Raw genomic sequence first — 12,752 nt, forward strand, 5'->3', positions numbered from 1 at the left:
GCCGAAGTCGGGCTCTGGCGTTTCGTGGCGGCCGATTTCGTTCGCCCCTGACAGCGCTCTCTCAGTGACTGGTGCGCACATTGAGACCGCGGATCCGGCGACCAATAAGCGCTTTCGAGCAATCGTCTGTCTAGAGCAAACAAAAATGGATCGCATGAACCAGAATGACAAGAGCCGGCCTACTGCCGCGCACCGCACTCACTCCGCGGCGATCGAGGTCGACCGCCTCGTCAAGATCTACAAGCAGACCCGCGCGGTCGACGATATCTCTTTCTCGATTCGGCACGGCAGCATCACGGGCCTGCTTGGCGCCAATGGCGCAGGGAAGACCACCACGATCGCGATGATCATGGGCCTCGTGCTGCCGACATCCGGTTGCGTCCGGGTGTTCGGGCATCGGATGCCCGAAGAGAGCGCCGATGTGCTCGGGCGGATGAACTTCGAGAGCCCCTATGTCGACATGCCGATGCGGCTCACGGTACGGCAGAATCTCACCATCTTCGGCAAGCTCTATGCGGTGAAGTGGGTCGCGGAGCGCATCGCGAAGCTAGCCAGCGATCTCGATCTTAATGATTTCCTCGACCGGCCCAACGGAAAGCTCTCCGCCGGGCAGAGAACCCGTGTTGCACTCGCGAAAGCACTGCTCAACCAGCCCGAGCTGCTGCTACTGGACGAGCCGACGGCGTCGCTCGACCCTGACACGGCTGATTGGGTGCGGGCGCATCTCGCGACATACCGGAAAGCGCACAATGCGACCATCTTGCTCGCCTCGCACAACATGCTCGAGGTCGAGCGGCTCTGCGACCGTCTCATCATCATGAAGCGCGGCCGGATCGAGGACGACGACACGCCCGACGCGATCATGGCCGGCTACAACAGGACTACGCTGGAAGAGGTGTTTCTGGACGTCGCACGAGGCCGGGTGAACGGAATCACGCGGAAGACGGTGCGATGAGCGAGCTCGCGCCGCATCCGGGTCTGTCGGTGCATCGCATCAATGCGATGATCCTGCGTTGTTGGTATTTGCTGATGTCGTCCTGGCCGCGGCTTCTGGAGCTGCTGTACTGGCCGGCGCTCCAGGTCATAACCTGGGGTTTCATCCAGCTCCATATCGCGCAAAACGTCGATTTCTTCGCGCGGACCGGCGGCACGCTGATCGGCGCCGTCATCCTTTGGGACATGCTGTTCCGGGGCCAGCTCGGCTTCTCCATCTCGTTTCTGGAGGAGATGTGGGCGCGAAACCTCGGCAATCTCATGATGAGCCCACTCAAGCCGATCGAGTTCCTGCTCGCGCTCATGGTCATGAGCCTGATCCGGCTCGCGATCGGCGTGATCCCGATGACGCTACTCGCGCTGTTTCTGTTTCAATTCAACATCTACAGCCTCGGCCTGCCCCTGATCGCCTTCTTCTGCAACCTGATCTTGACGAGCTGGGCGGTCGGCATCTTCGTCTCCGGCCTGGTCCTGCGGAACGGGCTCGGAGCGCAAAGCATCGCTTGGACGCTCATGTTCGCGATCATGCCGCTGGCCTGCGTCTACTACCCCATCAGTGTGCTGCCGATCTGGCTGCAAGTTGTCGGCTGGGCGCTGCCGCCGACCTATGTGTTCGAGGGAATGCGGGTCCTGTTGATCGACCACACCTTCCGGACCGACCTGATGCTCGACGCGCTCGCCATAAACGCTGGTCTTCTGCCGGCGTCTCTCGGTGCATTCCTTGCACTTTTGCGAAGCGCCAAGAAGCACGGCTCGCTCTTGTCCAGCGGCGAATAGTTGCCGCAACATACAGGGAACACTTCAAATAGCGACATGGTAACTCAATACTCGAAGCCGGAGCGGTGGCTCTCGGTCCAGGGGCGAACTTGTCCATTTGACCTGCGCGGCGAATCCTACGGCCTCCTGATCGGCCAGATCGGCGAGGTGCTGCGCCTGCCCGAGGACGGCAAGGAAGAGAACCCCGTCAACCTCGACCCCCGCATGGCCAAGCTCGCCGGCGGCGTCCGCCGTCAAAGCCGGGAACCATGAGCCCAGGTGGCTGCTGCGGCGGTTCGATCATTCCGCGATCTATCTGCTGATCGCGGCGACCTACACGCCGTTCGTCCTGGAAGTGAAGGACAGTGTGTTCGCGCTGGTGCTGCTCGCCGGCGTCTGGTGCGTGGCGAGTGAGGCTTTCTTCGAGCAGCCGCTTTCCCGCACCGCGCAGATTCTCCCACGAGCAGCGGCAGCCCGGATAGCGACGCCGCCAACATCGTCCTCGCCGCCGTGCCACAATCTCCGTCTTGTCCTCTCTGGCCGCACTCAAATCGGCTCCACAACGGACGACCTTTGCACTTCGGTTGCCCGGGACGACTTACGAACTATTTGTACTCTCTCTCTTTCCACCACGGAAAGTAATCCGGCATGTCAGCCGGCACTTTGCTTTTGAATACCGGGGATCGCTTCTCCAGGAACGCCGCCACACCTTCCTTAGCATCGGCGGAACGGCCGCGCGTATACATACCACGGCTTTCGATCTTCTGGGCTTCCATCGGATCGTCAGCGCCGAGCATCCGCCACATCATCTGCCGGATCAGCGCGATCGATACGGGCGCCGTCTTTTCGGCGATCTCGCGCGCCAAAGCACGCGCCGTGCGCAGCAGTTGATCCGGCGGCACAACCTTGCTGACCAAGCGGCCGGCGAGCGCTTCGTGCGCCGGAAATACTCGTCCGCTGTAACACCAATCCAGTGCCTGCGCGATCCCAACGATGCGCGGCAGGAACCAGCTCGAGGCCCCTTCCAATACCAGCCCACGCTGCGAGAATACAAAACCGAAGCGTGCAGCCTCAGACGCAATGCGGATATCCATCGCTAGCTGCATGGTCACGCCCATGCCGACGGCAGGGCCGTTCACAGCGGCAATTACGGGTTTGAGGCATTTGAAGATCCGCAACGTGATCTGCCCCCCGCTGTCACTGACCTTCGGGTCGCCGTAATCTACTTTGCCATCGGATAGCCGCTTCACCGGCCCGCGCCGCAGGTCGCGGTCAAATGTGTCGGCGCCCAGGGAGAGATCGGCTCCAGCGCAGAAAGCGCGGCCTTCGCCGGTCACGATAATGGCGCGAACGTCATTATCCTTGTCGGCGCGCTCGAAGGCGTTTATGAGTTCGCGCTCCATCGTTACGGTGCACGCATTGAGCTTCTCCGGCCGGTTCAAGGTTATGGTGAGGATCTGCTCGACGACCTCATATTTGATGGTTTCGTAAACCATATTTTTTGCTCGTTTTCAGAAGGTACACAGAAATTGGTCGGCTCAGTGCGGCCTGATTTGTTCCACAGTTTCGGTCAAAGACTCCTCGAGTATCTCAAGGCCCTGATTCAGCGTCTCAAGGTCGATAGTGAGTGCAGGCAGAACTTTCACGACCTCATCACCTGGTCCGCATCGTTCGACAATCAATCCCTTCTCGAATGCCTTGCGAGCGGCAGTCGCCGCGATTTCGGGTGCTCGGCAATCAAAGCCAAACGCCATGCCCCTCCCCCGAACAGTCATACCGTTCGCATATTTAGACGCAATGCCCTCTAGTCGGCACCGTATAAGTTTGCCCATGTGGTGCACCCCTTGCGAGAAAGTCGAGCAGCGCCAATAAAGATTTATAGCCGCCGTCGCAGAGACAAGCGCAAGATTGTTCCCGCGAAACGTGCCCGTGTGCTCGCCTGGACGCCACGCGTCGAGCTGCTCCTTGATCAACAACATTGATAAGGGCAGACCGTACCCACTTAGGGATTTCGATAGTACAACGATATCTGGAGATAAGGCAGCGAACTCGAAACTAAAAAATTCGCCAGTGCGACCACAGCCCATCTGGATATCGTCGACTATGAAAAGGGCGCCAACACTGTTTGCTATCTTCTGAACTGATTGCAACCATTGCTTGCTGGCGATGTTTATCCCTCCTTCTCCCTGCACGGTTTCGACAAGAATCGCTGCTGGACGATCTGTGCCGCTGCTCTCGTCCATTAATGCCTTTCGCAGGTAATCGGCCGTGTCTACAGTTGGGCCAAGATAGCCATCATACGGCATAAAAGTTGCACCCGACAAAGAAACGCCGCTGGCTGAGCGATAGAACCGATTGCCGCTCGCTGCAATCGCTCCCAAACTCATGCCGTGATATCCACGCGTGAACGAGATGATAGCTTGACGTCCCGTGACCTTGCGCGCGAGTTTTAACGCTGCCTCGATAGCATTCGCGCCAGTTGGTCCTGTGAATTGGAAACGGTATTCCAGTCCCCGGTCGCGAAGTATGATGGACCTAAAGGTCTCCATAAATTCGAGCTTCGCAGGAGTGGCCATGTCAAGCCCATGAACTACTGCGTCCGACGCTAGGTAGTCAATAATAGCAGCTTTGATCTCGTGATTGTTGTGGCCGTAGTTCAGAGTTCCCGCACCAGAGAGGAAGTCGATAACCTTATGACCATCCTCAGTTAGCATAATAGAACCACGCGCTCGACTGAAAATCACCGGAAAGGAACGTGAGTAGGAACGGACGTTCGATTCGAGGCCTTGGAAAGCCTGCATCTTACGTGATCCACGAATCGCGCCACCCATGTGGTCTCCTCTAGAGGTAAGTGTTCATAAGCAAGTACGCCTATTTCTGGCTACGAGGTTTGTTTCTCAGAATGGCTCCTTTACTTACCCGAAGATCAGGCATTACGAACCTACCCAAATTTGTAGCGCCCGCAGGTCAGTGTTTACCGATGTGTTACTATAGGAGAGAAGGCTCGGTGCGGTAGTGTTGGTAATGGTTGGTTTGACCCAATATTCGGTGCAAGATCGCGCGACACGAATTCGCTGTCCCGATTGACGCGGATCGTTGCCGGGAACCGTTTCCAGGATCACCGCGACGTCGCTGCCGCGGAAGGTGAACCGCGGCGCCAGCGCCGGTGAGAAGCGGGAGAAAATATCGATGATCGTGAGCACGCGCGAGCTTATGTCCCGCTGCCAACTGATCGTGGAGAAAATCCATCGCCCAGATCTCGTTCGACCGTGTCGCCGGCCGGCGATCATCGCGTAGCTTGGCCTTGATCCGGCGCTTCGGCGTTTTGTTGCGCAGTTGCAGGCCCAACTCGCGATAGACGCGCCGCGTCATATTCTGGCCGTGGCGCCATCCCTCGCGGCGGAGCAGAACGTGGACACGGCGACAGCCGTAGCGAACGCGTGCATGACTGAGAGATCTCCCTGATCCGATGTTCGAGGGCAGCCTGGACGGAACGACGCGATTTGTAATGGTAGGCCGATCTGTCGAACTCGAGCGCCGCACAGGTCAGGTAGATCGAGACCTGCCACTCGCTGCGGACTTCGTCGACCAGCTTGCGCTTCCGGCCAGGCTTCACAGCCTTCGGCGGATCACATCCTAGAGCATCTCCTTGTCGAGCGACAAATCCGCCACGAGCTTCTTCAGCTTGACGTTCTTGTCATCGAGCTGCTTTAGCCGCGCCACATCTCGGTCGGCAGCAGCCCGTCATACTCTTCGTCCAGTTAAGTAGGTCACCTGGCTGATCCCGGCCTTGGGCAGATGTCCGCGACCGGGACCCCGTCATGGCCCCGCTTGAGAATAAACGCCTTCTGAGCGTCCGAAAAGTTGGAGGCCTTCATCGTTCTTCGCTTCCACTGCCGGCAATCGGTGTGAAAAACTCTAGCCAAAATGGTCCCGTTTGCCGGCCTTAGAGTAGTCGCCCTCCCGCCGCAGCAGGACGAACAGCCGGTGGTAGGCGAAACGCCACCGCTCGTTGGCGATTCGCGCAACCGGCCTCGCAGCTTTGCCATTGTTTAGTCCCGGACTTTGATGGTCCGTCCTTATGGCACGCTTCGGAGGAAGGGACTAAACACCTAGTACAAGCTCGTCGGATCAATTGGACAGCATTATCCGCAAGCGCAGTGGCGATTGATCCACTACAGTTCAGCACGTTGAACGCTGTCTAGTTCGACACTGCCCTTTTGCACACCAATGATTTCCTCACCAGAGTAGGTAGTTTCCACTCAGTCATGATGCTATAGCATCACATAAAGCTCCCTCTGGCGCAGCTCGTTACGATAGGATCACGGTGCGAAAATGACGAACCCGGTTAATCCGCTGCAAGTCTCACGCTTCCTTCGAGTATATGATGACGCCGCCGTCAGCAAAGGCATCCAACTTTCGATAGGCTTCAATTTCCACGAGTATGTCTCGATCACGCGGGACCTTCCGACAAAGAAGCCGACATATCCAAACTTCCGTCCAGACCGCTCGCCAATCAAATCCGGTGAAGGATATTGGATGATAGGTCGCGACCAGGATAACGAGGTCGCGCTCGTGGAAGCCGCTCGACTGTACGATCTTTCAAACGGCAATTTTGCAGAGCACCTTGAATCCTTAAAGGCGTTTTACGCTGACCCAGCAGTCCATGCTCATCCTATGGATCGTTGTACGTGCGTCGCTCCAAGTGCAAAACAAATTACCGGTAAAGTCGCCTACCATGGTGATTTCTGGTTGCGAGAAGACTTCAGAGGAAAAGGTTTGCCCAAGATTATGGCTGCGACATTACGAGGTGTATCGTTTGCCATGTGGGCTCCGACGTTCGTAGTTGGCCTTGCAGAACGCTGGTTATTGGATAAGGGCGTCCTTGCACAATACGGACATGCGCATCATGAACCCGGTGGGTCATTATTACAATTGGTGGAAGAGGATATTCTGGACGACGATTTGCTTGTCTGGCTAACTGGCGACGAGCTGAAGAGTCTTGTTGATCGTCCTGACGAAGCCGAGCTGGCCTTGGCCTGACGATATCATCGGAACGACACACGATGTCTGTTGACATCGCGGCGCGTCCTCCCATCGTTGGCGCGGTGCGCTCTTTAACAACGCTTAGAAATCGATCATGAGGTATCAACCGTCCAGCGGCACGGGGACGCACCTTCTGCCCCGCCGTAATCAAAGATACACCGTTGCGCCGAGAAAATTGGTCTGGAAATACTACTTGCACGAGTGCATGCAATGCGTCTTCAGCGTGTACTGTTAGTGCAACGCGCGATGCTAAGGGCTATTGGATGTCAGGAAATTGCAGGCCCAACTCGCGATAGATTCGCCGCGTCTTGACATGACCGTGGCACCATCCTTCGCGGCGGAGCAGAAACTGGACACGGCGATAGCCGTAGCGTACGCGGGCATGACAGATCTCCTTAATCTGATGTTCGAGGGCAGCCGAGCCGAGCGACGCGATTTGTAATGGCAGGTCGTTCTATCAAACTCGAGCGCCGCACAGGTCCGGCGGATCGAGACCTGCCACTCGCTGCGGACTTCGTCGACCAGCCTGCGCTTCCGGCTAGGCTTCATAGCTGATGGCATGGTCTGCCTCGACGAACCCGCGCACACCGCGCCGTGGTTTACGACCGAGAAAGGATCACAACGATGTTGCGCAACAAGACTCAATTCCGCCGCCGTCTTTGGCATCGACATCGGAAAGAACGTCTTTGATGTCGTCGGGATCGACACAGGCGGCCACGTCATTCAGAAAGCAACGTTTCGCCGCGATACACTTTTGCAGTTCTTCGAATCCACTCGGCATAAGTCAGAAGCCCGGGTTGATTCTCAGGCGTTGCACCGCATCAGAGACCAAAAGGTTTCGCTGCAAACTACCATCTAAACCGTACTTCCGATCGTCTGGGATCGTGTTGACTGGCCTTGAAAGCCCATGCATGTCAACAAGGTCACCGTGGCGCTGGCCGCAAAAGTAGAGCGGGTCGCCTGGCTCATCCTCACGCGGCCCGGCTCGAGTTACGGGCGTCGCCTTCCCGCGTTCCCATAACTCCGGCAGCAGACTGCGAGGTTCGAGGTGGTGATGAGAAGACAGTTGATCGGCGCCGCGTAAGCCCTTCGCCGAAAACGGGCCAGTGCCCGATTAGCAATCTGGGAACGCGGTGTGCTGATTCCATCATGCCTGGCTGCAACCGCCACTCGCGAGAGGTCGAGTACATGTTCGTAGACCATCGAAGTCGGATCGCTCAAGGCGCCTAATGTCAATCTCAACGGCCCTTCCATTATACGACTGGGGCCAGCAACGATTGCGAGACGCTATGGAGCATCATCAGTGTCGGGGCGCTCGCGAGCCGCGCCATTCCCCTCATCGGAGAGCGCACTATGCCCCGCGAAAGGCGCGGCTAGTCGTCTCAACGCGCGCTGCTGCACGGCAGCTGACAACGCACGGTATCATGTCAATTGCATCGCGCTGGGTGGGTTCCCAGCGAGATGTCAGGGCAACGGGCTCTACGGTCAACCGCTTTGCTCTCAGCCAAATTCCATCGGCCGGTTTGCAACGGCTGAAGAGGTGGCACAAATGGCAGCCTTTGGCGCGTCGCGGATGGCGGGTTTTATCACGGCGCAACTATCGACATCACAGTAGCGCAAATCCGCGGCTTATATTTGGATAGCTTTGCAGCAGCACGTGCCACTGAGCACCCGTCTTCACAATTCACAGAAGCGCATCCAGAATCCGGCGCGTCGCAACAGGCTTCGAGCCGGTCGTCCATTAGAAATGTGTTCCTCGTGCTTCCGGATTGCCGCCAGCAAGAATCATCTTTCATTTCTAGGCTTTCACCGTCGATCGACTCTAGCTTGAGTAGGTTCTAGCCAGTCATCTATGATTGCATCAGTCTGCATCCAGTGGTCCATTATAGCGACGGCACGGCACTAGTTGGCCAACTGCAGCTGATCGTCGCGACGCCATAAGCGAACTTTCTCCGGGCGACATCGCGCCGGCTGCTTGCTGATCGAGGCGCTTGGTCAGACCGATGCGCAGGCTTTTGCGTGTGATCCGCTAAAAATGGTACAGCAGCGCTTGCCGCCACACGCAGGTACAGGAGTGCACCATCCGCTGAGCAAGAAACGAAACCACAATGACCCGCCTACTGGCTCCTGCGATCCAGCAAGAAGCGCACTCGCGGGCAGAGCACTTAATTGCGCGACCATGTATAAAATCTTCGAAGAGGCCCCTCCGAGGTCGGGAACGCAGCGCTTATTATTGGGGCTCAACAACGCTGCGAAAACGGCAAGATAAATGTTGATCAACGCCATCGATTCGCTAAACGCATTGACTGGTCGAGCGCGCAATTTTCGAATTTCTGAATCCCACGTTATGATTGCACTTAATGGCTACTGAGATCCAATACTGCGTCCCGGTCAACTGTCGATGCTGGTAATTGATCTAGATAGCAGAAGTATGTCACCCCATCAAATTGATGGACGTCTGGAGCGTTCAAAGGAGGTGCGGCATGCGGCGCAGTGGTGAAATGACACTCGGACTATTCCTCGTTCAGGCGGGATATAATGAAGCCGCATGGCGTGATCCGAGCGTTCCGGTGAATGGCGGAGTTGATATTGAGCATTATACCAATCTTGCAGCACTGGCCGAAAGTGCAGCGTTTCACTTCGTATTTCTCCCCGATAGCCCAAGCGTGGTAGAACAAGATCTCACCAGCTTAGCCCGTGTAAGCCGAAACGATGGATTCGAGCCGATCACGCTTTTGTCGGCGCTTTCATCGAGAACACAACATGTCGGCCTTGTCGGAACAGCAACAACGACATATCAGCAGCCTTACAATCTTGCACGCATGTTCGCATCACTTGATCACCTATCACGGGGGCGATCGGCCTGGAACATTGTCACCTCGGGAAATAAGTTCGAAGCCCCAAATTTCGGCGACGAGCAACTTCCAGACCATGACACGCGCTATATTCGCGCGAGGGAGTTCGTTAAGGTCGTGAAGGGTCTTTGGGACACGTGGGAAGATGACGCTTTCGTTCGTGACAAGCAAAGTGGGATCTTCGCCGACATTAGGAAGCTGCATCGGCTTAACCACCGGGGGAACTACCTATCAGTCAGAGGCCCGCTGAACATTGCAAGGCCGCCGCAAGGGTATCCAGTGTTGGTTCAGGCCGGCGCATCCGATGCCGGAATAGCCTTCGCCGCAGAATTCGCCGAGGTCGTGTTCACCGCCACACCTTCATTAGAGCACGGTAAGCAATACTACACAACTCTCAAAGAGAAAGCGCGCGCATGTGGGCGGGAGGAAGATCATGTGCTGGTAATGCCGGGCATTGTTCCGATAGTTGGAAGGACCAAAAAGGAAGCATCTGAGAAGCTTCAAAGATTACAATCCTATACGCACATCGACGTTTTAATTGCGGAAGCCGATCGTTGGCTGGGGCTTGTCACCGACTTGCGCTCATTAGATCTCGACTCATTGGTACCCCAGACTTTACCGCAAACGAATTTTATCCAGAGTCGTCAGAAGCTGCTGCTCGACTTGGCCGCACGCCAGAAGTTCACCTGGAGACAACTGATCCGCTTGGTGTCGGACAGCCGCGGTCATCTATTCGTCGTTGGAACACCCGACGAAATTGCCGACGTCATGGTGGATACATTTGATCAACGCGCAGCTGACGGGTTCAACCTACTGCCAGTGACCGTTCCCGGCGAACTCAAGGATTTCGTTGAACTCGTTGTGCCCGAATTGCGCCGACGGGGCAAATTCAGATCGAGATATTCCGGGCAGACACTAAGGGAAAACCTTGGACTTATGCGGCCACCGAACCAGTTCGCGTAAGCAGGCTGAGGAGTCTCAACGGGTTGTTCCTGGCTAGAGCCAGTCTAATGATGGGCGGCGTCGAGTCGATACTGGATGCGGCCGATGCCAATTGTAGCGGCGGAGCCATCTGGGCAGCTCGGCAGGTCGTTCTTTTGAAGTGCTGTAGGGCGGGCATCCGCCCATTCGCGCAGGCTTGTCTGGATAAAGCGCTCGGCCTTGCCGTTGGTCTTCGGCGTGTACTGCGTGGTGCGGATGTGCTTGAGGCCGAGGCGGTTGCAGGCTTTGCGGAAGGAAGGATTTGTAGCAGGATCCGTTGTCAGTCATCACTCGCTCGACCTTGATGCCGAGGATTGCGTAATAGGTGATCGCAGCCTTGAGGAAGGCCACGGCGCAGCTCTGTCGCTCGCTCTTCATCACCTTGCTGAAGGCAATTCGGCGCGCGCGCCGGGAGGCATCGTCGATGCAGACGTGGACGTATTCCCAGCCGGATCCTTCGCCGCGAGCACGCAGGCTGCTCCGTTCAGTCCGGTCACCCGTGATGCGATGGCCTACACCGGTTGAGCTTGCCGAGCTTTTTTGATGTCGATGTGGATCAGCTTGCCGGGATGTTCGCGCTCGTAGCGCGGCGCCGGCTCGGCCGGTTCCAGGTTGCGCAATCGGTTCAATCCCAGCCGCCGCAAGATACGACTGACGGTCGCCGGTGAAATGCCAACTCCGGTTGCGATCTGCTTGCCTGTGTGGCGCTGCCGGCGCAAAGCCTCGGCTTCGGCACACGGGGCGGGCAGTGGAGGAGCGATCGCGCAAGCCATTAACGCCTTCCGCGCTGAAGCACTTGACCTACTTGGCGAGGTCTTGGCTGAAACATGAAATTGGAGCGCCACTGCGGCCTTCATCAAGCCGCCTTCGATCATGCTCCGCACCATGGCCTCTCGACCTTTCGGCGTTGGAGGCGCATTCTTATGGGTGTTCCATTCGGTCCTCCTCCGGGGATCGGCTAAAACTTCGACAACTTCAGCTTCCTCGTTCAGGACCGGATGAACAAACTCCTGAAAACTAACAACTAGGCCGACATGATGGTCTGCCATTTGTCGCCGAGGAGGCCGCAATGATTTCTCAACGCCGTATCGAGGTCCAGCCGATATCTTGGCCTATCACCACGGGCGACAAATTTCCTAACGGTAAACGGTCGCTTGGCTGTTCACGCTGCAATAGGCCGGCGGTAGGTCCGACCTTGCTCTTGCGCCCAACCGTGACCGCGATCTCCGCCGCAAAACCCTCGGGTACGCTGAGTACGGTGCACCTTTTCCACGTCAAATCCGCTCATGCCGTGAGTGGCCAAATCCGCGGCCGTCACCTGATTTCGCAAAGCCTTCCTCGACAGCAGATAGATCAGCGCCGCCGCGTGTCGTGCCCAAGCCTGGTTGAAATCAATTTGAGAAGCAAGAAAGACTTCGAATCATGGCTGCCCGCGCAAAGCATAAAGAGAGCTGGTCCAGGTTGTCTGAACAGAGTTTCCGCGTCGATAGGTGAGCCTCCGCCGGGTTAAGCTGTCATGCGGAGTGACAGCGGGATGAAGTAGGCTTGTTCCCGGCGTGCTGCCGTCGAGACTCGAATGAGGACGCCTGTTGTTATTAAAAGTCGAGATATCGGCCGATCGAGCTGCCGGCCTCACTCGCGCTGTCATAGGCCCGCAGGTGTACCTCCTCGTCCATGCTGATCGCGATGCCGTTGTCCGCGAGCACGTCGGTAAGAGCCTAGCTGGTGAACTGCGAGCCCTGGTCCCCGTGTTGAAGATGTCCGGCTTGTCGTGACGAGACAAGGCATCCTTCAGCGTCTCGACGTAGAAGACCGCTTCCATCGTGATCGATAACCGCCACGACAGAACACGACGTGTTGCTAGTCCAGCACTACCGCGAGATAGACGAAGCCGCTCGCCATCTGGATGTAGGTGATGTCCATCGCCCAGACCTAGTTCGGTCGTGTGATCGCCATGCCGCGCAGCAGGTAATGGATGGATCTTGTGGCCGGGCTTGGGTCTGGTGGTGCGCGGCGGCGATAAAGCGCCCCTATCCCCATCCGCCGCATCCGCGTCTTCACATATCGGCGGCCGAGAAGTCGCAAATCCAAGCGCTGGACCGCAGCCAGCCGACGCCGCCG

The 12,752-nt window shown here is 57.2% G+C and carries 7 protein-coding genes and 6 pseudogenes; 7 read left to right on the forward strand and 6 right to left on the reverse strand.

Annotation, left to right across the window (positions count from 1 at the left end):
* The first annotated feature begins 154 nt into the window (after nucleotides 1–154).
* From NLM27_RS25940 to NLM27_RS25955, 4 genes and pseudogenes are all read left to right on the forward strand, one after another.
* Nucleotides 155–955, forward strand: a complete 801-nt coding sequence (locus NLM27_RS25940; protein ID WP_254146018.1) for an ABC transporter ATP-binding protein — start codon at nucleotides 155–157, stop codon at nucleotides 953–955.
* Nucleotides 952–1,770, forward strand: a complete 819-nt coding sequence (locus NLM27_RS25945) for an ABC transporter permease (protein WP_254146019.1) — start codon at nucleotides 952–954, stop codon at nucleotides 1,768–1,770. Before NLM27_RS25940 ends, NLM27_RS25945 begins: the two co-directional genes overlap by 4 nt.
* A 99-nt stretch (nucleotides 1,771–1,869) precedes the next feature.
* Nucleotides 1,870–2,004, forward strand: a pseudogene (locus NLM27_RS25950) (chemotaxis protein CheW); the annotation flags it as partial.
* A pseudogene (locus NLM27_RS25955) lies at nucleotides 1,976–2,158 on the forward strand (hypothetical protein); the annotation flags it as partial. The pseudogenes NLM27_RS25950 and NLM27_RS25955, both read left to right, overlap by 29 nt.
* A gap of 196 nt (nucleotides 2,159–2,354) precedes the next feature.
* Here the strand turns inward: NLM27_RS25955 and NLM27_RS25960 are convergent.
* The 3 genes and pseudogenes from NLM27_RS25960 to NLM27_RS25970 form a co-directional block, all read right to left on the reverse strand.
* A complete protein-coding gene (locus NLM27_RS25960) occupies nucleotides 2,355–3,245 on the reverse strand; it encodes a crotonase/enoyl-CoA hydratase family protein (protein WP_254146020.1) in 891 nt (296 codons plus the stop codon).
* Nucleotides 3,246–3,287: 42 nt separating this feature from the next.
* A complete protein-coding gene (gene ectB, locus NLM27_RS25965; protein ID WP_375142273.1) occupies nucleotides 3,288–4,580 on the reverse strand; it encodes a diaminobutyrate--2-oxoglutarate transaminase in 1,293 nt (430 codons plus the stop codon).
* A gap of 221 nt (nucleotides 4,581–4,801) precedes the next feature.
* Nucleotides 4,802–5,627 (reverse strand): annotated as a pseudogene (locus NLM27_RS25970) (transposase); the annotation flags it as partial.
* Nucleotides 5,628–6,084: 457 nt separating this feature from the next.
* Between NLM27_RS25970 and NLM27_RS25975 the strand changes: the two are divergent.
* Complete coding sequence (locus tag NLM27_RS25975; RefSeq protein ID WP_254146021.1) at nucleotides 6,085–6,792, forward strand: hypothetical protein; 708 nt, start codon at nucleotides 6,085–6,087, stop codon at nucleotides 6,790–6,792.
* A 277-nt stretch (nucleotides 6,793–7,069) separates the two neighbouring features.
* On the opposite strand, the pseudogene NLM27_RS25980 reads toward NLM27_RS25975, so the two are convergent.
* Nucleotides 7,070–7,344: pseudogene (locus NLM27_RS25980) on the reverse strand (IS3 family transposase); the annotation flags it as partial.
* Between the two features lie 10 nt (nucleotides 7,345–7,354).
* Between NLM27_RS25980 and NLM27_RS25985 the strand changes: the two are divergent.
* The gene (locus tag NLM27_RS25985; protein WP_254149068.1) at nucleotides 7,355–7,654 is read left to right on the forward strand and encodes a hypothetical protein; all 300 of its coding nucleotides are present in this window, start codon (nucleotides 7,355–7,357) and stop codon (nucleotides 7,652–7,654) included.
* Nucleotides 7,655–9,278: 1,624 nt separating this feature from the next.
* Complete coding sequence (locus NLM27_RS25990) at nucleotides 9,279–10,613, forward strand: LLM class flavin-dependent oxidoreductase (protein WP_254146022.1); 1,335 nt, start codon at nucleotides 9,279–9,281, stop codon at nucleotides 10,611–10,613.
* On the opposite strand, the pseudogene NLM27_RS25995 reads toward NLM27_RS25990, so the two are convergent.
* Together NLM27_RS25995 and NLM27_RS26000 are read right to left on the reverse strand one after the other, a co-directional pair.
* Nucleotides 10,585–11,518 (reverse strand): annotated as a pseudogene (locus NLM27_RS25995) (IS481 family transposase). The gene NLM27_RS25990 and the pseudogene NLM27_RS25995 overlap by 29 nt on opposite strands.
* Before the next feature lie 619 nt (nucleotides 11,519–12,137).
* Nucleotides 12,138–12,746, reverse strand: a pseudogene (locus NLM27_RS26000) (DDE-type integrase/transposase/recombinase); the annotation flags it as partial.
* Nucleotides 12,747–12,752: the final 6 nt, after the last annotated feature.

Source organism: Bradyrhizobium sp. CCGB12 (genome assembly GCF_024199845.1).
GTDB lineage: Bacteria > Pseudomonadota > Alphaproteobacteria > Rhizobiales > Xanthobacteraceae > Bradyrhizobium.